At 69.2% G+C, this 19,738-nt stretch carries 15 protein-coding genes; 5 read left to right on the forward strand and 10 right to left on the reverse strand.

Annotation, left to right across the window (positions count from 1 at the left end; translation table 11 throughout):
• Positions 1-94 precede the first annotated feature (94 nt).
• From QE394_RS07515 to QE394_RS07525, 3 genes are all read left to right on the forward strand, one after another.
• Complete coding sequence (locus tag QE394_RS07515; protein ID WP_056082613.1) at positions 95-1,000, forward strand: TIM barrel protein; 906 nt, start codon at positions 95-97, stop codon at positions 998-1,000.
• Entirely contained in the window at positions 997-2,697 is a 1,701-nt protein-coding gene (locus tag QE394_RS07520; protein ID WP_349034182.1) for an acyltransferase, read from the forward strand. The genes QE394_RS07515 and QE394_RS07520 overlap by 4 nt, the downstream gene beginning before the upstream one ends.
• Before the next feature lie 121 nt (positions 2,698-2,818).
• Positions 2,819-3,889, forward strand: a complete 1,071-nt coding sequence (locus QE394_RS07525) for a quercetin 2,3-dioxygenase (RefSeq protein WP_349034183.1) — start codon at positions 2,819-2,821, stop codon at positions 3,887-3,889.
• Between the two features lie 99 nt (positions 3,890-3,988).
• Here QE394_RS07525 and QE394_RS07530 read toward each other — a convergent pair whose 3' ends face one another.
• The 8 genes from QE394_RS07530 to QE394_RS07565 form a co-directional block, all read right to left on the reverse strand.
• Complete coding sequence (locus QE394_RS07530; protein ID WP_349034184.1) at positions 3,989-5,224, reverse strand: DUF3500 domain-containing protein; 1,236 nt, start codon at positions 5,222-5,224, stop codon at positions 3,989-3,991.
• On the reverse strand, positions 5,202-7,043 hold the full coding sequence (locus QE394_RS07535) for an FAD-dependent monooxygenase (protein ID WP_349034185.1): 1,842 nt from the start codon (positions 7,041-7,043) through the stop codon (positions 5,202-5,204). The genes QE394_RS07530 and QE394_RS07535 overlap by 23 nt, the downstream gene beginning before the upstream one ends.
• Positions 7,043-7,942 carry a fumarylacetoacetate hydrolase family protein gene (locus QE394_RS07540; RefSeq protein ID WP_261618617.1) on the reverse strand — a complete coding sequence of 300 codons (900 nt, stop codon included), beginning with the start codon at positions 7,940-7,942 and terminating at the stop codon, positions 7,043-7,045. Before QE394_RS07540 ends, QE394_RS07535 begins: the two co-directional genes overlap by 1 nt.
• A 58-nt stretch (positions 7,943-8,000) precedes the next feature.
• Positions 8,001-8,969, reverse strand: a complete 969-nt coding sequence (locus tag QE394_RS07545) for an alpha/beta hydrolase (RefSeq protein ID WP_349034186.1) — start codon at positions 8,967-8,969, stop codon at positions 8,001-8,003.
• Between the two features lie 44 nt (positions 8,970-9,013).
• Positions 9,014-10,006, reverse strand: coding sequence for an NAD-dependent epimerase/dehydratase family protein (locus QE394_RS07550; protein ID WP_349034187.1), 993 nt, complete (start codon positions 10,004-10,006; stop codon positions 9,014-9,016).
• Positions 10,003-12,747 carry an alpha/beta fold hydrolase gene (locus QE394_RS07555; RefSeq protein ID WP_349034188.1) on the reverse strand — a complete coding sequence of 915 codons (2,745 nt, stop codon included), beginning with the start codon at positions 12,745-12,747 and terminating at the stop codon, positions 10,003-10,005. The genes QE394_RS07550 and QE394_RS07555 overlap by 4 nt, the downstream gene beginning before the upstream one ends.
• Positions 12,741-13,763: a 3-oxoacyl-ACP synthase III gene (locus QE394_RS07560; RefSeq protein WP_056082642.1), complete on the reverse strand. Its 1,023-nt coding sequence runs from the start codon at positions 13,761-13,763 to the stop codon at positions 12,741-12,743. Before QE394_RS07560 ends, QE394_RS07555 begins: the two co-directional genes overlap by 7 nt.
• A gap of 100 nt (positions 13,764-13,863) precedes the next feature.
• Entirely contained in the window at positions 13,864-14,868 is a 1,005-nt protein-coding gene (locus QE394_RS07565; RefSeq protein ID WP_056082645.1) for a bile acid:sodium symporter family protein, read from the reverse strand.
• A 163-nt stretch (positions 14,869-15,031) separates the two neighbouring features.
• On the opposite strand from QE394_RS07565, the gene QE394_RS07570 reads away from it, so the two are divergent.
• Together QE394_RS07570 and QE394_RS07575 are read left to right on the forward strand one after the other, a co-directional pair.
• Positions 15,032-15,715 (forward strand): hypothetical protein, encoded by a 684-nt coding sequence (locus QE394_RS07570; protein WP_349034189.1) that lies wholly within the window; start codon positions 15,032-15,034, stop codon positions 15,713-15,715.
• Positions 15,712-18,057, forward strand: a complete 2,346-nt coding sequence (locus QE394_RS07575; RefSeq protein WP_349034190.1) for a multicopper oxidase domain-containing protein — start codon at positions 15,712-15,714, stop codon at positions 18,055-18,057. The genes QE394_RS07570 and QE394_RS07575 overlap by 4 nt, the downstream gene beginning before the upstream one ends.
• Before the next feature lie 10 nt (positions 18,058-18,067).
• Here the strand turns inward: QE394_RS07575 and QE394_RS07580 are convergent, their stop codons facing one another.
• Positions 18,068-19,051, reverse strand: a complete 984-nt coding sequence (locus QE394_RS07580) for a sugar kinase (RefSeq protein WP_349034191.1) — start codon at positions 19,049-19,051, stop codon at positions 18,068-18,070.
• A complete protein-coding gene (locus QE394_RS07585; RefSeq protein WP_261618612.1) occupies positions 19,048-19,737 on the reverse strand; it encodes a bifunctional 4-hydroxy-2-oxoglutarate aldolase/2-dehydro-3-deoxy-phosphogluconate aldolase in 690 nt (229 codons plus the stop codon). Before QE394_RS07585 ends, QE394_RS07580 begins: the two co-directional genes overlap by 4 nt.
• Between the last annotated feature and the right edge of the window lies 1 nt (position 19,738).

The following is a 19,738-nucleotide window of genomic DNA, read 5'->3' on the forward strand; positions in this document are numbered from 1 at the left end:
CCGATTGTGATCGAACCGCCATTAATCGGTTGACCGCACAGAGGGGCCCGCAAAGAATGGTTGAAACGATATTCCTTACAGACCGGGGAGACCCTTGCATTACCTTCCAGAGGGCCGCCCGGTCCTGACCGTTTCCACCCTGGGCGCCCCCGGCGAAGGTCTCGGCACCGTGCTGGGCTGGCTGGCCGGGCAAGGGGTGTCAGGCGTTGAACTGCGGCTTGCCCCGGGCCAGATTGCAGCGCCGGCGATGACCCGGCAGGACCGTGCCCGCCTCCGCTCGGAGGTGGCGGACGCCGGCGTGGCCATCACCGGGCTGGCCAGTTACATCCGGGTGGCGGACCCGGCGCCGGACGAACTCGTGGTGGGCGCCCTTGAGGCCGCACTGTTCCTGGCCGCGGACCTCGGAGCACCCACGGTCCGGGTCTTTCCCGGTGCCCCCACGGCGCCCGCGGACTACCAGCAGGTTCCCGTGACGACGGCGGCCCGGCACGAAGTCAACGCCCTCGCCGCCCGGCGCCTCACCGCCGTCGGCCGCCTTGCCGAAGAACTGGACGTGTTTCCGGCGCTGGAAACCCACGACTCCCACCCCCGCGGACGGGACATTGCCGAGATCCTGGGCCAGGCGGAGGGAAGGGTGGGAGCCGTGTGGGACCTGATGCACCCCTGGCGTGTGGGCGAAAGCCTCGAGGATACGTGGAACATCCTGGCGCCCTGGCTCACCAGCGGCCTGGGCAGCGTCCAGGTCAAGGACGCCGGGCTGCCGGACAGCCGGACCCCGGTGCCGATCGGGGATGGGACCCTCCCCGTGGACGGATTCGCGCAGCTCCTCAAGGACCACGGCTACACCGGACTGCTGTGCCTGGAATGGGAGAAGGCGTGGCACCCCGATGCTGTCCGGCTGGACGCCGCCCTCGCATCCACCAAGGCCTGGTACCTGCGCCACTGGCCGGACCGCCAGCAGCCCGTTTCAGCCCAAGACACCGTTGTGGAGACACCGTGAACGCCCAGCCGGACCTCAGTTTCGACTATTCCCCCTGGACCTTCCGGGCCAATGCGTCCGCCTCTCAGCGTGAGGCGCAGCTGGAACGGCAGCGGGCCCTGGCCGGCAAGGGCGGCATCACTATCGGCGAAGGGGCCTACGTTTCCGCGCTGGCCATGGTGGACCCGGACAGCCTGGCCCTGGGGGACGAATCGCTCATTGCCGCCCACGCGTACCTCACCGGGGATCTTCGGATCGGCAGCAACTGCACGGTGAACGCCTTCACCGTGGTGCGCGGCACCGTCAGCATGGGCGACGGCGTCCGCATCGGCGCGCACACCTCCATCCTGGGGTTCAACCACTCCATGGAGCCTTCCGCACCGGTGTTCCGGCAGCCGCTCACCAGCAAGGGCATTGTCTTCGGCGACGACGTCTGGATCGGTTCCAACGCGGTGGTGCTCGACGGCGTCACAGTGGGTTCCCACGCAGTCCTCGCCGCCGGTGCCGTGGTCACCAAGGACGTGCCCGACTGGGCGGTGGTGGGCGGCAATCCCGCACGGTTTATCCGCGACAGGAGGAGTCCGCGCAAACCTGCCGGCAGCGGCGACGGGATCCTGCGGGAACGGCTGGCATCCTTCGCAGCAACGGCCCGGGCCGACGCCACGGAGATCATCGCCCGCTCGTGGCAGCAGGAGGCGTCCGGCACCGGCGGCTTCGGTGAGGGCCGGTACGTGGACCGTCCGGGTGCGGCGGCAACGGTCCGGGCCCACTGCGACGCGGTCGAAATCGCGGATCTCCTGCTCCGCACCACTCCCCCGCAGCTCAGCAGGGACGCGCACGCGCACCGGCTCCGGTCGCTGCAGGATCCACGGACGGGCCTGGTGCCCGAGTACGGCCCCGACGGGCTGCCGGACGCCGGTGAACCGGCTTTCGGGCGCGGGGAGGCCACGTATCACGTGCTGTCCGTGGGTTACGCCCTCGATCTGCTGGGCAGCGGATTCAAGCACCCCATCCACGCGGTGGCCGGGACCGGGCCTGCGGATCTGGCCGCCCGGCTGAACGCCCTGCCATGGCGGAAGGAAGCCTGGGAATGCGGCGCCTGGGTGGATGCGTGGGGAACTGCGGAGTACTGGAACCTGGCCCACGCAGCGGACGCCAACCGCGGGAGCACCGGCACCCTGGAGGCCCTGTTCGGCTGGCTCCTGACCCGGGTCAACAGCGCCGCTGGGACCTGGGGAACCCCTTCACCCGATACCCGGCTCAAGGTGGTCAACGGCTGTTACCGGCTCACCCGCGGCACCTTCGCCCAGTTCGGATTGCCGGTCCCCCACCCGGAACAACTGATCGGCACCGTCCTGGAGCACGGGGCGGATCCCCGGTACTTCGCGGACGGCCGGCAGAACGCGTGCAACGTGCTCGACGTCGTCCATCCGCTCTGGCTCGCGCGGAAACAGGTGACACACCGGGAGGCCGATATCAAGGCCTGGGCCGCAACCCAGCTGGACCACGCCCTCAGCCAGTGGCACCCCGGGCAGGGCATGGCCTTCAGCGCGGCACCGGAAAGCGCCCAGCAGAACCTCCCCGGCCTGCAGGGCACCGAGATGTGGCTCAGCATTACCTGGTACCTGGCGGACCTGCTGGGACACTCGGAGGCCCTGGGCTACCGCCCCCGCGGCGTGCACCGGCCGGAACCGGCTTTCCTGCTCCCCACGCTGTAGCTGCGGGCCGGAACCGGGTTGTTCATTGAATGAAAAATCGGACTGACGCGCGGCAGGCAGTCCGTCATGCTGGTGGGGACTCACACTCCGGCCCTGCCGGGCGACCCGAAAGAAGGAACCGATGTCCCTCAGCGTGGAGGAAATGAACAAGCAACTGCCGGTGGCCAATGCGCTGCCGGGTGAGGCCGTCCCGTACTACATGGCCTCCGGCGAGGGCGCACGCTACGAGCTTAACGGGCAGCTGGTCACGGTCATCGCCCGGGCTGCGGACACCGGCGGCATCTTCAGCGCCGCCTACATTTCCGGCGGCATGGGCGCCGAATCCCCGTTCGTCACCCACAGCATCGAGCACAAGACCCTGTACGTTTTCGACGGCATCCTGCACGTCTGGCTGCCTGGCGAGAGCCGCATCCTGACCCCCGGCGATTCGGTGGTCATCCCGCCGAACACGCCGCACGCCTACCGCATGGCCAGCCACTACACCCGGTTCCTGAACTGGATGACGCCCGGCGGCGGCGAGGCCTACTACGAGCGGGTGGGCACGCCTATCGATTCGCACGTCCCGCCGGTCCGCGCCGGCCGGTCCGCGGGCCTGCAGGAGCAGGCCGAGGTGGGTGCCGAGTTCGGCATCAGCTTCCCGGACGTGGAGCGGGTCACCCCCAAGTTCAAGCACGACGCCGGCCTCCCCGCCACCCAGAGCCCCTACTTCCTCAGTGCCCACGAGGGTGAGCGCCTGGCCAGCTACCAGACGATGTTCACCTACCTGTCCCGCCCGGCCAACACCGGATCCAACTACTTCGCGGTGCACACCAAGGGCGCCAAGTCGCCCTACATTCCGCTGCACTTCCACTCCGAACACACCGAGAACTTCCTCTGCACCGAGGGCCGGATGTGGCTGTACGCCAACGGCCGCGAAATGCTGCTGACCAAGGGCGACTTCGTCCACGCCCCCGCCGGCACCATCCACTCGTTCGCGTTCGACGCGCACAACACGCAGATGGTGGGGTTCCTGACGCCGTCGGTCTTCAATGGCTTCTTTGAGTACTTCAACAAGCCCACCGAGGACTACATGTACACGGAAGGCGGGACGCCCTACATGGATATGGAAGGCTTCGGCCGGGCCCAGGCGGAGATGGACCTGACCGTCGTCGGACCCCCGCCGCAGCGCCGCGCAGCCCTCGACATCCCCTAAATCCAGCCCACCAAAAACCGAAGGCAGAAGGCCCGGACTTCCGAAAGGAAATCCGGGCCTTCTGCTGTTCACAGACCATCCGCAATGACCGGGTACTGGTCAGGAAGTTGCCTGCCTGGCCAGTTCGCGGCCGTAGTCGTTGCCGTTGGGGGTGCGGACCACGGTGTGCATGTGGAACGGGGCAGGTTCATCGTTGCTGAGGAACACGCCGGTGTGGTGGTCCAGTTCCAGCACCACCACCGGGCTCTGCAGGCGGAAGTAGAACGCCTCGTCCCCCTCCCAGCCGCCGATCCAGCTGAAGTACGTCTCGCCGTAGTGCTCCTGGATTTCCCGACGGCGGGCGGCGCGGGGTCCGTCCGGAAGGTAGCCGATGAAGTCGTCCACCACGGCGTCCAGGAGTCCGCGGGCTTCCGCCGGCATGTCCGCCACCAGGATGCCCTCGTACGGGATCACCCGGTTGTCCTGGAAGCAGCCGCCCAGGTGGCGCTCGTCGCCGGGGTGGATGCGGCCCTCAGGCATTGCCGGGTCCACCATGGAGCCGTAGGACACGACGCTGGAACGAACGTCCGCGGGCAGCGCACCCATCAGCTGCCGGGCCAGGGCGATGCGCTCCTTGAAGACCTTCACGCCCCGGTGCGGGCCGGCGTCGATCATGTCCGGCTCGGCGCCCATGAATACCGGCGAGAGCACCAGCTGGGTGCCTGCCACCAGGCAGTTCAGCGCCGCGTGGTGGCCGAACAGCTGCCACCCCCACGGTTCCGCTTCGGACGGCTGCCCGTAGAGGGCAAAGTTGTAGCTGAATTCGTTCATGAGCAGCGGCAGTTCCACCAGGTCGCCCAGGAAGCCGTTGATGCGCATCAGGTTCCGGACCAGCTCAAACCCTTCTCCGGACAGGCTCGCCTCCACAACCGCAAGGATCGAGTCCCGGACCGGCCCGTCCAGCTCGTCCAGGCGCAGCCCGGTGTCGTGCTGCATGAACTCGGGGTTGGCCCAGCTCTGCCACTCGGGTGCGTCCACGGCGTATGAGAGCTTTTCCGCCTGTTCCGGTGTGAGGGTGCCCAGGAGCTTGCGCGCGGCGGCCGCCATGTCCGCCGTCGGCGCTTCCTCCCCGGACCGGGCGGGAGCGAGCGGAAACAGGCCTTCCCGTCGGACGCCGTCGTTGGTGACGCCCCTGAACGGCTGCGGGTAGAGCTTCTGCCAGCCCTCGATCATCGGGCCCGCGAAGGAGTCGGTCTTCGCAGCTTCGGCGTATTCGCGGGCGTTCAGGCCGCGGATCTCCGCGACGCGCGGATGGTCCGGGGCAAACAGGTAATCACGGAATGACGGCGTCGACACGGGTGCTCCTCGCTGGAAATTCTGGTGCTGGAAAGTCGGCTGCTGGGATTTCTGTGACCGGCAGGTGTGCCGTCCCACTGGCTGCGGCTTCTTGCGGCAACCGGGGAAGCCGGCCCGCCGCAACGGACAGCGCGGCCGCGGCGGCCGCGGCTGAATTGCCCCGCCACGCCACGTGCTGGTCGGGCCGGACCAGCACGGCGTCGGCGCCCCACAGTTCGGAAAGGCGGGTGCCGTCGCCGGAAGGGCCGACGGCGGCGACGGTCACCGGAATGCCCTGCCGGGCCGCTGCTTCCACTACCGGCGCAAAAGCCTCATCCGCCGGCACCCCGCCCAGCGCACCGGCGTCGGCCAGGAGCGTGAACCCGGGGCCCAGCGCGCTGTACAGGGAGAAGGACTCCGCCAGCCAGGCATGCGGCAGCAGTGCCCCCGGGCTGGCGGACGGGACGTAGTGGATGGGGTCCTCGGGCGGTACAGGCAGGCCGTCGGGCACCACCAGGGGCGAGCCGGTGTACGCATAACCCAGCACCAGCCCCAGGGAATCGAACTCGCTCTGCTTCACGGCCAACGCTTCGCGGGCCGTTTGCCGCGCGGCGTCGCCGGCGGGCCCGGAGGCCGCCAGTTCCGGATCCGCGAAGTGGTACGCCAGCGCCTTGCCGTTCCGTGCGGCGTCGCCGATGGTGCGGTCAGCCACCGGCCGGCGCTCCTGGCCGTAGCTGGCCAACAGCGCAGGACCGCCCCACCCGTTGATGGCTGCGGCCAGCTTCCAGGCCAGGTTGGCGGCGTCGCCGATGCAGGTGTTGAAGCCGTGGCCGCCCCACGGCGGGTTGAGGTGCGCGGCGTCGCCCACCAGGAAAATGGTGCCCCGGCTGTAGTCGGGGGCCAGCAGCATGCGGGCGGTCCACGGATCGGTGGCCAGCACCTCGATGTCCACCTCGGCGCCCACGAGCGCGCGGACCATGGCGCCCGCGTCCTCCGTGCTGACGGTAACGGACGGATCCACGCCCTGCACAATGGCCCACCAGGTGCCGTCCAGGTCCATGGGCCCCACCATGCCGGACGTTCCCGAACCCACCACCCAGTACTGCACGGCCGGGTCCAGCGTGATGGCGGAAGCCAGCGACTCGGAGCGGAAGAGGATGCTGATGTTGGACAGCGCAGCGGAGCCACCCTCCAGGCGGATGCCCAGGCTGCGGCGGACGGCGGAGGACCCGCCATCGGCACCGATCACATATTCCGCCGCGATGGTGCGGGCGGCAGCGGACGTGCCGTTCGAAACAACTGCGGTGTGCGCCGCCCGGGCAGTGTCACCCGCCTCATGGACCCCGCTGACAGACCATCCGGTCACGAATGTCACCAGCGGATGGCTGTCGACTGCGGCCCGGAGCACCTCCTCGAGGACCGGCTGCGGCACCTGCTGCCCGCCTTCCGGCTGCGGGCCGTAGCGGCCGGGAACCAGCTGGAAGGCGTTGCGGAACCGGCGCAGCTCGTGTGCGGCCGGGCCCGTCAGGCCGGTGCAGAAGATGACGTCCTGGGCGTAGTCCACCGGCAGCGGTGATGCGTCGCGGAGGGCCCCGGCCAGCCCCAGCCGGCGCAGGTGGGTCATGGTGCGGGCGTTGGTGGTCTTGGCCCGGGGCCGGGTGTGGTCCACGCCGGTGCGGGGTTCAACCACCGTGCTGGCCACGCCGCGGGAGGCGAGGTCAAGCGCCAGGAACAGTCCGCTGGGGCCGCCGCCGGCAATGAGGACCTGGACCTCACCGGGGATGTCCGCCGCATCCGTCACGGGGAAAGCGCACGGGAAGGTGCCCTGCGAGGTGTCCATCAGGCACGGCTCCGCAGGGAAATGTCGCCCACGGGGGTGGTCAGGGTGCCGAGCTTCTCGATCTCCACCACCACTGTGTCACCGGGCTGCAGCAGCCACTGCGGGGTGCGTGCGTAGCCAACGCCTTCCGGGGTGCCGGTGGCGATGACGTCGCCCGGGTGCAGGGTGAAAGTCTGGCTGATGAGCGAGATGATGGCCGGCACGGAGAAGATCATGTCCCGGGTGTTGCCGTTCTGGGCTTCGATGCCGTTCACCAGGGTTCGGACCTGGAGCCCGTCGCGGAGGTCGCCCACCTCGTCGCGGCTGACCAGGTGGCCCAGGGGCCCGCTGAAGTCGCCGTTCTTGCCCAGCGTCCACTGCGAGGTCAGTTTCTGGGCCTTGCGGGAGGTGATGTCGTTGAAGGTGGAGTAGCCAAAGACGGCGTCCGCCGCAGTGGCCTCGTCCGCCGATTCGACCCGGCGGCCGATGTAGGCAGCCACTTCCCCCTCCCAGTCCAATCCGGCCTCACCGGCCGGGACGGGAACCGGGACGTTGCCTACGGACAGGGACGCCGTCCAGCGGGCGAACAGGGTGGGGTACGGGGGCAGTTCCTGGTCCTTGAAGCTTCCTTCGGCCACGTGAGCCTTGTAGTTCAGGCCCACGCAGATGACCCGGGCCGCGGCGGGGACGAGCGGCACCTCGGTGACGCTGTCCCGCACCAGCCAGGAGCCGGCGTCGGACGTTTCCTTACCCTCCGCGCCGGCAGGGGACGCGGCGGCGGCAACCAGTGTGCTTGCCTTGTCCTGCCATCCCTCCGGGTCGGCCCAGAAGTCGGTGACGGTGGCCAGCGGGAGGACGTGCCGTCCGGCGAGGGCTGCCGCCCAGGATTCGCCGTTGTGGTTGATGCCGATGAACTGCATGAGGTGGCCTTTCAGGTCTGGCGGCCGGGCAATCGGGCCGCCCGGGCGTGGTGGAAAATCAGTGCTCCGACTGGCGGCGGAGGAAATCAAGGGTTGCGGCGGTAGCCGTTTCGGCGGCCGCGCTGCTGCCATTCGGGGTGGACCACATATGGTCCGCGCCGTCCAGCAGGAGAAGTTCGACGGCGGCGCCCGCGTCTTCCAGCGCCCCGGCAAGGGCGGTGGACTGGGCCGTCGGGACGAACCTGTCGTCCGTTCCGTGGATGAGGAGGAAGGCCGGTGCACCCGTATGCACGTAGGTGAGGGGGCTGGCGGCCGTGGCCTTGTCCGGGGCGTCGGCGGGCTGGGCCCCGATGAGCAGGGCTTCCCGGGAACCCGGGTCGTCGGCGCTGGCAACGGCATCGGGCCGGGCCTGGGCACCCATCCGCACCAGGTCGGTGGGCGGATACCAGGCCACCACCGCGGCGACGCCGTCAGCGGTCCCGGTGCCGCCGTCGTCGGCAAACGCGGCTGACCCGGCGGTCAGGCCAACCAGGCTGGCGAGGTGTCCGCCCGCAGAGTCGCCCCACGCGTAGATGCGCCCGGGGTCCACGTCGTAATCGGCGGCGTGCGCCCGGACCCAGCGGACCGCTGCCTTGGCGTCATGCAGCTGGGCGGGAAATGTGGCGCTATCCGTGAGCCGGTAGTCAGCGGAGGCCACCACGAAGCCGGCGTCCACCAGCTGTTCAATGGGGCTGAGTCCAAAACTGTCCACGGTGGGCCCCAGCGAGGAACGCTCCCCCGTCCGCCAGCCGCCGCCGTGGAAGTGGACCACCGCGGGGCGCGGGGCGCCCGAAGCGGGGCCCCGGGCGGGATCCGCCGCCGGGAGGTAGAGGTCCAGCAGCAGCGGCGCTCCGCCACCGGGGCGGGCGAACTCAATCCCCCGAAGGATCCGCCCCGCCGTCGTCGTTGACTCCATGTGTACCGCGCCGTTCTGTCCCGTGATGATCCTGTGGTGGCTGCCTGACAAGCCCGGTGTGGGCTGCGTCATGAATCAACTGTGGGGTATCGCGAAGCCGCACGGCGCGGCCGGTTTCACTGAATGAAAAGGCTTGCCGATCCCGGCCGGTAGTGACTGGCCAGCTTCGCGAGTCCTTCATCCAGCGACACCGCAGGAGTCCAGTCCAGGAGCTCCCGGGTGCGGCGCTGGTCGAACCAGTGGGCGGTGGACAGCTGCTCGGCGAGGAACCTGGTCATCGGCGGCTCTTCGGTGCGTCCGGCCCACAGCCACAGCTTTTCCACCACAGCCCCCACGCCCCGGGCCACGGCGCCGGGAACGGCCCACTTCGGTGCCGCAACACCGCCGGCGGCGCAGATGCCGGCGATCAGCTCGCCGACGGGACGGGGCTCGCCGTTGCTGACCACCACCGCCTGCCCGTGGACGTGGTCCAAGCGGTTCAGGGCGGCCACCATGGCGGACGCCGCGTTGTCCACGTAGGTGGTGTCGATCAGGGCCGCTCCGGCGTCCAGCAAGGGCAGGCGGCCGACGGCGGCGCGCGCCAGGACGCGCTCCACCAGTTGGGTGTCGCCCGGGCCCCAGACGATGTGCGGGCGCACGGCGGCCACCCGGAAGCCCGGGGAATCAGCGGCCAGGGCCAGCAGTTCAGCGGCTCCCTTGGTGCGTGCGTAGTCGCCGTGGGCGTGCTCCGGGTCTGCCGGGCCCGCGCCCAGCCCCACAATGGCGGCACCGGAATTCGCCACGGACGGGGAGGAAACGAACACGAAGTCCGGAACGCCGGCCGCCCGGGCGGCGTCCAGGAGCCGGCGGGTGCCCTCGATGTTCACCTCGTCGAACTCCGCCGCGTGTCCTGTGAAGGAGACCTTCGCGGCCAGGTGGATGACGCCGTCCTGGCCCCGGACGGCGTCCTTCAGCACCCCGGCATCGGTGATGGACCCGCAGAGGTCCGTGGCGCCGTCGACCCCCGACGGGCGCCGCTGCAGCGTGGTGACGGTGTGGCCCTCGCGGACCAGGAGCCGCGCAACGGCGCCGCCGAGCATGCCGCTGGCGCCGGTGACCAGGACCCTCACGGCTTCCCCGGCCGGCCGCCGGCCAGCACGCGCGTTGCCCACCGCGAAAGGCGTGTCCTGTCGATTTTGGCGTTATGCCGGATGTCGGTGGGCTGTGCGGGAACGGCCAGCACCGCGGAGATTTCGACGCCGGCCGTGCGGGCTGCTGTACGGACGCTTGCGGCGAGTGCCGGTTCAGCCGGTCCCGCGGTGCGCGTTGGAGGCACGGTCTCGACGACGGCCACCACGGCCTGCGTACCGGACGGACCCACGCCCGTGACGGCGGCCAGCCGGACACCCTCCAGCCGTTCGATGGCCTGCTCGGCACCCACGGGGGTTACCGCGGCGCCGGGTGCGGTCACCACGTGCGCGAGGCGGCCTTCCACCCAGAGCCTCCCGGCGGCGTCGAAGTGCCCCACGTCCCCGGTGCGGTGCCAGCCGGGCAGGCCGGCGCTTTCCCGCTGGGTCAGCCAGAGCCTGTCGTACGAGTCCTTGACGTGTGGGGCGCTGACCAGGATTTCACCGGTCACGCCGGCGTCCGTCACCGGGCTGGTTCCGGACGCGGTGCCGTCCGCCGCGAGCGGGATGATGGACAGGCGTGCTCCGTGGACGGGTTTGCCGACGCACACGCCGTTGCCGCCGCCCTGGAGGTGTCCGCCCGCTGTTTCGGCGTCCGCTTCCCTGATCTGTTCCAGGCTGATGTCCGTGACCGGCAGGGCTTCCGTCATCCCATAAGGGGTATGCAGCGAGGCGGCGGGGACCAGCTGCTGGACCTCTGCCAGGAGCGGTTCGGGGACGGGGGCTCCAGCGGAGAGCAGCAGCTCAACGCGGGCCAGCGCCTTCAGTCCCGCCTCATCGAGGTCTTCCCGGGTGGCAACGACATTGCGGAGAGCCGCCGGCGAGGCAAACACCACCGTCGCGTCGATGGCCCTGGCAGCGTCGGCCAGCGCGCGGGCTGTCAGCGTTCGGGGCGCCGTCACGTCCATGGCCGGTGTGACGGACACAGCGCCCAGCGCCGGGCCCAGGAGGGCGAAGGGAGCGAAGCCGGCAACCAGGGTGGACCCTGCCCGGATGCCGAAGGTGCTGGCCACGGTGTCCCGCATCGCGGCCAGCTGCCGGTGCGTGTAGAGCACGCCCTTGGCCGGCCCGGTGGAGCCTGAGGTGAACAGCACGGCGGCGGGGGCGTCGGGGTCGGCAGCACCGGCGGGCTGTGCGGCACCGCTTCCGGCGCCGGGCCGGGTCAGTTCCGCGAGGGAGGTTTCGGCGCCGAGGAGGCGGCGGCGCGCCGCCGGGAGGGTGCCCACGCTGATCCGACGGCCGGGCCAGCCAAGGGCGGCGGCCGCTGCCAGGGCCTTGTCGATGCCGATGATGAAGTCCGGGGTGGCGCCTTTCACGGCGCGGCTCAGGCCCTTGGTTCCGAGTCCGGCATCGGCCACCACCACCACGGCGCCAAGGCGCAGGCAGGCGTAGAGGGCCACCGTGAGGTCCACCCCGGGCGGCACCATGAGGCTGATCCTGCTGCCGCGCTCTACTCCGGCTTTCGCCAGCCCGGCAGCGAGGGCCACGATTTTCTGTTCCAGCTGCTGCCAGCTGAGCGACCGGGCTGCCGTGCCGTCCGGGGCCATCTCCACGACGGCGGACCCGGTGCCGGCGGGCCCTGCGGCCTGTTCGCCGAGCAGGGTCCAGAGGGGCCGGAATTCAGCGGTCTCGGGCGCAGCCGGGCTGGCTGGTGTGCCCACAACATCAGCTGGGGCGCCCGAAGTGTCAGCGTCGGCGCCAGAATCAGCGGCGTCCGGGACAGCACCGTTCAAGACGGCACCGCCCGGGGCAGCACCCTCCCGGCCGGCAAGCCACTCAAACACCGGCGAGGCAATGTCCCGGTCTTCCGCCACAAGGTGTCCCGCGCCCTCGAAGCGGTGCACCTTGGCGTGCGGAAGCCTGCCGATGAGGTCTTTGAGGTAGCGGTCGGAAAAGATGGGATCGCGGGGGCCCCACAACATCAGGGCCGGGACTGTCAGCCCGCGCAGCCCTTCCGCCACGCCGGCCAGCGCCGCAAAACTGGGATGGAATTCGTCCACCGGAATGTCGGCCACGAAGTTGCCCACGCCGGCCCGCCGGCTGGCACCCCGGTAGGGGGCCATGTAGGCGGACTTGATGTCGGCGGCAAGCGGCGGGTGGGCCAGCGAATGGGTGACCCGCAGGAAGGCGTCCGAGGTGACCGTTCCCCACTGGTGCACGGCGGGGTGCAGGGCCAGCCGGAGCGCAGGCGGAATTTTGGATGTGTACGGCTGGTGGACGGCCGTGTTGGTCAGGACCACCCCGGCGAGCTGGTCCGGGTGTGCCAGTGCCCAGCCCAGGCTGATGACCCCGCCCCAGTCGTGTCCCACGGTGACCACGGGACCGTCCAGTCCCAGCGCCGTGGTGAGGTCGGCCAGGTCGTTGATGCGGTCGGCGAGGCGCCGGAACGTGCCGGTGCGTTCCGAAAACCCCATGTCAAGCTGGTCCACCGCCACCACGCGCCACGGGTGGGCGGGATTGGACCCGGCGGCAAGCAGCGTGCGCCAAAGATAGGACCAGGTGGGGTTGCCGTGCACGCACAGCAGGGTGCCTGCGGGTGTCAGCCCCCGGGCCTCGAGCTGGGCGCCGTTATCCAGGATGTGCCAGTTGCGGACCGTTCCGGGCTCATCCGCACCGGAGGTGGAGGGCACGGCAAATTCGCGGGACCACGCGGGGTCCACGCCGGGCCAGGCGGCGGCTACCAAACGATTTCAATCATGGCGGTGTTCAGGCCTGAGCCCACTCCCATGCACAGGACGCGGTCCCCGGCTTCGAGGGACTGGGATTCGGCGGCAAGGGTCATGGGCAGCGAAGCCGGTCCCACGTTGCCCCAGTGCGGGAACGTGATGGGAACCTTGGCCGGGTCCAGGTCGATGGCATCAATGATGGCCTGGGTGTAGGCGTTGCTCACCTGGTGCGTGACGTACCGGTCCATGGCGGCCCAGTCCCACTCCGGCTGCGCCTCGTGCCAGGCGTCCACCACGAGCTGCAGGCCGCCGTCGAGCAGTCCTTTGGTGTCAGTGGACATGCCGTCGATGCCGCCCACGCACAGTTCGTGGTGTTCGGTGCCGGCCCGCATCACCCCGCCCACCAGCCGGTGCGCGCCGGGGTGTCCGTCTGCCGGGCCCAGGACGGCAGCGGCAGCCCCGGAGCCCAGGGTGAGGGTGGCAAACTCGCGGTTGAAGTCCTCGCGGGTGGTTTCGGGCCGCTGCAGCCGGGCGAGCGTCGCTTCCTGCGTGGCTTCAGCGTCCTCGGCGTTGACGATCACGGCGTATTTGATCTGGCCGGAGTCGATCATGTTGGCCGCGAGGGTCAGGCCGTTCACAAACCCGAGGCAGGCGTTGGCGAGGTCGAAGTTCATGGCCGACGACGGGAGGCCCAGTCCGTGGTGGATCTTCACCGCAACGGACGGCTCGAGGTTGCGGCGGGTAACCGAGGTGTTGATCAGCAGGCCAACCTCGGACGCTTCCACGCCGGCCTCGGCAAGGGCCTTGGCTCCTGCCTCGATGGCGGCGTCATCAAACGACGTGCCGGCCGCCCACCAGCGGCGGTGCGTGATCCCGGCGACGCGCTCCAGGAGCCGGGGCGGGAATTTCAGCCGCTGCAGTGTCGATGCCAGCCGGCGGTCGAAGTCAACGGAACTCACGATCCTTGGAGCTTCGACGCTGCTCACCGAGAGCAGCGCGGTGTTGGTGTGCCGGAAGGTTGCATTACCTACCAATTCAAGCCCCTGTTCGTTTCTGTCCTGCGGTGTCTATTACCCACCGGCGCAGGAGCTTAACTATGCAGGCAAGTGCCCCGTCGTGCACATTTATTCCCGGTCACTGCGTTGCCGGGGTGTCCTGGAGGGGGCGGCGGGCCAGCCAAGCTGCCACTATGGCGCCTGAGATATTGTGCCACAGCGAGAAAACGGCGGACGGCAGCGCGGCCAGCGGGCTGAAGTGTGCCGTGGCCAAAGTGGCGGCCAGCCCGGAGTTTTGCATGCCGACTTCGAAGGCCAGCGCACGGCGGGCCTTGTCATCCAGGCGGCCCAGTTTCCCGGCGAGGTAGCCCAGTCCCAGGCCGAATCCGTTGTGCAGGACCACGGCCAGGAACACGATGCCGCCGGCGGCCACGATCTTGCTGGCACTGCCGGCCACCACGATGGCCACGATGAGGGAGATCACGACGGCGGACGCCCACGGCAGTGCCGGCAGCACCTTATCCACGAGCTTCTTGAGGAACAGGCGGGCCAGCAGCCCGGCGACCACCGGCAGGAGGACCGTGTTGAGGATGTCCACCACCATGCTGCCGGCGTCGATGTTCAGGTAGGAACCCGCCAGGAACAGCACGAGCAGCGGGGTGACGATGGGGGCGATCAGGGTGGACACGGAGGCCACCGCCACGGAGAGGGCAACATCACCCTTGGCGAGGAAGGCCATGACATTGGACGCGGTGCCGGACGGGGCACAGCCCACCAGGATCAGGCCGACGGCCAGCTCCGGCTCCAGGTTCAGCGCCTGCGCGATGAGCCAGCCGGCGCCGGGCATGATCACGTAGTGCGCCACGATGCCGAGCGCCACAGCCCAGGGCCGCTTTGCCACGGCGGCGAAGTCGGGCGGGGTCAGGGTGAGGCCCATGCAGAACATGATGATGCCCAGCAGGAAAGGCACGGCGACCCCCATGGGCTTGAAGGTCCCGGGGAGCAAGTACCCCGCGATACCTGCGGCCACCACGAGGAGCGGGAAGACCGTCACGGCGACGCGGGCAATCCTGCTTTCCGCTGCCAGTGCCGGATTAAGTGGTTCGCCCTCAGGGGATTTCTGCGATTTGGTTGCCTCAAGCATCTAACAATGCTGTCACCCGCGGTGATCCCAAGCGAATCCGTGACCTTGTCCGGTAATACCGGCCGTTTGATGCTGAACGGCGTCCCAAGTTTTCCCCTAGGGCCCTCCTAGGCGACCCGCCCACGATGGTTGTTGCCGCAAGAAACCATATTGGGGAGGAACCATGAGCCACACTTCACCGTCCACTGCCGCCCTGCCCCTGAGCCGGCGGCAGTTCGGACTCGTCGTTGGCGGTGGCGCCCTGCTGCTGCTGGGCGGCGCAACGTACGGTGTCGTCTCGCGCAGCCAGCCCGGCGGCGCCAGCGGCCTCACCACAGCCTTTGGTGCCGTGTCCATCGTCGACGCCGGCCGCCTGGCCAGGCTCGACGCCCAGGGACACCCTGCGGCCAAGCCGCTGGCCTCGGCAATATCGCAGGTCAAGAACGGCATGCGCCCTGCAGCCGCCGGCCGACAGGGAATACGGCAGGCCTCGAGCCAGCAACGCAGCACCGGCCACGGCCACGGCAGTGACCCCTTGCTGGACTCCGACTGGCCGCAGCCGGGCAACTTCACCTGGGGTGATGTCGTTGTGCTTGAAGTGGCGGTACGCAACGACCAACTGGAGCCGGTCCTCTTCAGTCCGGGCCAGTTGCGGCTCAGGCTGCTGCCTTCAGGCATCACGGTAGCCCCGCAGGACTCCGACCACGGCCCCGGCACCATCGCTGCCGGCGCCACGGAACGGGTGTGGATCAGTTATCTCGCCCCGCACGATGCCGTCACCATGCAGATCGAATACTCGGGACTGGATGACGACGCCGCGCAGTTGCTGGCGCTGCCGCCACTGACTGTCGCGGGGGTCCGGTCGTGAGCCCCCTGGAGCTTCACATCAATGACGGCTTCCTGCCCATGGTGGACGGGTCCCTCGTTTACCACCGCGGGTTCGGGGACCGCAAGACCACGGCGAACGACCCCAAACCCAGCCTGGCGGTGAGCCCGCAGGTGTTCCAGCGCGACGGCACAGTGGTGGCCAGCAGGACCTATCCGCTTCACGCACCGGCGCCTGGACTGGGACGGCCCGCACCTGCCGATGAGGATCCCCTCAACCCCGGCGAGTTCCTGGTCCGGCGCAGTCACTGGGCCAGCTTCTTTCCCGACCGAACACTGATCGCCGAGACCGGAAGTACCATCACCATCAGGGTGACCAACAATCTCGCGCAGGACCATTCACTCCTGTTCCTCAATGCCGGCGGGGACGGCGGCCACGAGGGCACCGGCGTCATCAGGCCCGGCCAGACCGGCACCGTGACCTTCAAGGCGCCGGCAGAAGGCACGTACATCTATTGCGATCCGGGTGATGACCCAGCCGATCCCGAGGCCGACCCCGTCCAGCGGATCCTTGGCCTGTTCGGCGCCCTGCTGGTGGTCAACCCGGACTCGCCCTGGCTGCCGGGACCGGGCGGGCACGAGTTTGAGCGCCAATGGCTGTGGATGCTCCACAACGTCGATCCTGTGTGGGCCGGTATTGCCTCCCGCCAGGGAACAGTGGATCCGGACAAAAATCCCGCCTATCCACGCTATTTCACCCTCAACGGACGCAGCGGCTTCCAGTCCCTCGCCGCCTCCAACGACGAAACACTCAACCGAATCCGTGAGGAAGACACCCTGATGTCCGGCTCCGCCCGCCAGGTGGACGTCCGCAACTTCAGCCTGTCGGTGGCGCCGGGCACCGTCCGGACCGGGCAGCTGATGCGCTTTGTCAACGCCGGGTTGGTCCACCACCAGCTCCATTTCCACGGCAACCACCTCTGGACGGTTCAGCGGAATGGGACGGCCTTCCCGCGCAGCGGCGGGCGTATCGACTCCGACGGTCACATCGAGCTCCAGCAGTGGGAAGACGTCATCGAGATGCATCCCCTGGACCGGAAGGACTCGATGCTGCCGCTGCGCCGGCCGCCGGAAGCGATCGACCAGGTGTGGAACGCGCGGAAGACGGACTGGTTCTACCCGATGCACTGCCACGCCGAACCCTCCCAGGTGGCGAGCGGCGGCATGTACCCCGGCGGGCTGGTGGGCCATTGGACCATCGCGGCTCCGGGGCCAGGGGACGCCACCGGTGGGCACCCGCTGTACCGCAGCCAGGCAGACTTCAGCTCAGACCAGATGCATGAAGGCAGCCCGGCCACGGAGTTCCGCCAGAAGCCTGACGTTGCGCACGAGTTCAAGTTCTTCAACCGCAAGATGAAGTTCGACGACGGCGGCGAATTCGAAATGTGGACGTTCGAGACGGAAAAATCGGGTCGTATCTTTCCGGCACCCCTGGTGCGGCTGACCGAGGGGCAGCTGTTCCACGGCACCATCCACCCCAGCAAGCGGGTCCATACCGTCCACTGGCACGGCATGGAGCCGGATCCACGGAACGACGGCGTGGGCCACACCTCCTTTGAGGTGTCGGGCTCGTACACGTACCAGTGGCGGCCCGAAAAGGGCTCACCCGGGAACCCGAACGTCGGCGCGTCTGGAACATACTTCTACCACTGCCATGTCAACACGCCCCTGCACGTGCAAATGGGCATGTTCGGTCCGCTGATCATTGATCCGGCACCGCACCCGGACTACCCGGTGGGCACGGGCGCGCGGCGGGCATTCGTGGACGGGCCGGAGTACGACACCGCCACGGAAACCATCCTGGTTCCGTACTCGGTGGACCCGCGCTGGCATGAGCTCAACCACGCCGCCGGGCTGTCCGGCGACGATGCCGGCCTGGACAGATTCCAGCCCAAGCATTTCTACCTGCTCGGCGGTGAACTCGCGTCCACAGCCAAAAAGGAAGGACCAGCCATCCTCAGCCGCATCCGGGCCCGCATACCCAACGGCAAGATCAAGCCCACGCTGCTCCGGCTGCTCAACGCCAACTATTTCCCGGTGAATGCGTATTTCACCAACGCGGACAACGAACGTGTGTCCATGGCCGAGCTGATCTCCCACGACGGCAGGCCGTTCCGCGATACGTCCAGCCCTTCAGGACCGGCGCGGCCCATTTCCGAGACGGGGCCCCTGCGCACCAGCATCATCAACTTCGGTGCCGCCGAGCGGTACGACATGCTGCTGCGCCCGCCGGCGCCCGGCGATTACACGCTTACGGTTGACCTGCTGGACTGGATCACGCAGAAGGTGCTCCACACCCGGAAGATCCCCGTCACAGCGGCCTGAAGACACGGGCTTACCGCTGCGTGGTCCCTCCGGCCATGGCTTCGAGCAGGGCAAGTTCTGCCCGTGTCGGCAGCCCCTCCCAATCCCCTGCCGTGCTCACGGCGAAAGCACCCATCAGGGCGCCGCGGTGCAGGCGGCCAGCCACGTCCCCGCCGTCGAGCAGGGCTGACAGGTAGCCCGCGGTGAACGCGTCACCGGCGCCAACGGTGTCGATGCCGGTCACGGGAACCGCGGCGGCTTCCCGGTTGCCGTCCGCGGTGTGGACGCCGGCACCGGCGGCACCACGTTTAACCACCACCTCCCGGACGCCCAGGTCCAGGAGCTGCGCTGCCATGGCGGGCTCGGCGGCGGTTCCCGCAGCGGAAGGCGCCGGAATCGCCAGGTCCAGTTCGTCGTCGGACGCGATCAGGATGGTGGCGTGGCGGGCCAGCGGCGCCAGGACGTCACGCGCCTGGTCCCGGGTCCACAGCTTGCTGCGGTAGTTCACGTCCAGCGAGACCACCATCCCCTCCCGGGCACCGCGCGCCGCCGCATGCTCCACGGCCAGCCGCGCATCCGGACTGAGCGCGGGAGTGATGCCGGTCAGGTGGAGGACCCGGGCTCCGGCGTCGAGGGCCTGGTCCACATCGTCACAGGAAATGGTTGATCCGGCCGAGCCCGCGCGGTAGTAGAAGGCCCGGCTGACGTCCGCGGTGCGGTGTTCGAGGAACATGACGCCCGTGCTGCGGCCCGGGTGTACGCGGTGGTGCAGGTGGACCCCCTCGCCGCGGAGTTGTTTCAGGATGAACTCGCCGTGGGGGTCTGCGCCCAGTACGCCTGCCCATGCGGTCCGGTGGCCGAGCCGGGTGACGCCGATGGCGACGTTGGACTCCGCTCCTGCCACGTGCATGCCAAGGCTTCCGCCGGAGGCCAACGGACCCGCGGAGCGCAGCGAGACCATCGACTCCCCGAAGGTCAGGAGGTCCACGGGAGGAAGTCCGACGGCGGGAGTCACCGCAGGATCTCCGCGGACCGGCCGTTGTACTCCCCGGCCAGGGCGAGGAATTTGCGGGCGCGTTCACGCATGCCCTCCAGGTCTCCACCGGAGGCCGCGTCCCCGAACAGGGGGCCGCCGAGGCCCACGGCCAAGGCACCCGCATCCCAGTAGCCGGCCGCTTCGCCCAGGCCCACTCCCCCGACGGCGATGAACGGTATGTCCGGGAAGGGGTCCCGGACGGCCTTGAGGTAGCCGGGGCCGCCGATGGAGGCCGGGAAAAGCTTCACAGCGGTGGCCCCGCGGTTCATGGCCTCTAAGGACTCGCTCGGGGTCAGCGCCCCGGCCAGTACGGGGATGCCGCGGCCGACGGCTGCTTCGATGGACGGCGCAAGGGAAGGTGTCACGATGAACTGGCCGCCCGCGGCAACGACGTCGTCCACATCCTGCTTGCTCAGGACCGTCCCGGCGCCGACAAACGAGCCGGCGGGAGCAGCCGCACGCACTGAGGTGATCGCCTCCAGGGCGTCCGGCGTGGTCAGCGCGATCTCCACGTACTGGAAGCCTTCCTCCATCGCGGCCAGGGCGGCGCGGGCAGCAGCACCGCCGTCGTTCCCGCGGACAATGGCGACGAGCCTGGTCCGCCGGATACCGGCCAGCACGGTGGCCGGCGTGACTCCGGCGCCGGTGGATTCTACGGGTTTCATG

It is taken from the genome of Pseudarthrobacter sp. SORGH_AS 212, from assembly GCF_030818145.1.
Classification (GTDB): domain Bacteria; phylum Actinomycetota; class Actinomycetes; order Actinomycetales; family Micrococcaceae; genus Arthrobacter.